At 61.6% G+C, this 219-nt stretch carries 1 protein-coding gene; it reads right to left on the reverse strand.

Translation table 11 applies throughout. From position 1 onward, the window contains the following. Nucleotides 1-12: 12 nt before the first annotated feature. Nucleotides 13-219 (reverse strand): hypothetical protein (locus A3709_RS23740; protein WP_197484185.1); only part of this gene is annotated, 207 nt, incomplete at its 5' end.

The following is a 219-nucleotide window of genomic DNA, read 5'->3' on the forward strand; positions in this document are numbered from 1 at the left end:
ATGCCAGAACACTCAGCCAAAGCAGACCAAAGGCAGTGCTGGCACCGGCGTCGGCAAATCAGGTCGTACCGCACCCGCCAGGTTGCGAATCGGCGCACTGAGGAAGCCGGACAACAGAATATCGCCGGAGGAGCTATCGATCACATTGCTCGCATCGGCCGCGGCATCACCCGTACCATCAGGATTTTTGCTCGGGTGCGTCGGGCCGGGGGCATTGCC

The organism is Halioglobus sp. HI00S01, assembly GCF_001635445.1.
Taxonomy (GTDB): domain Bacteria; phylum Pseudomonadota; class Gammaproteobacteria; order Pseudomonadales; family Halieaceae; genus Halioglobus; species Halioglobus japonicus.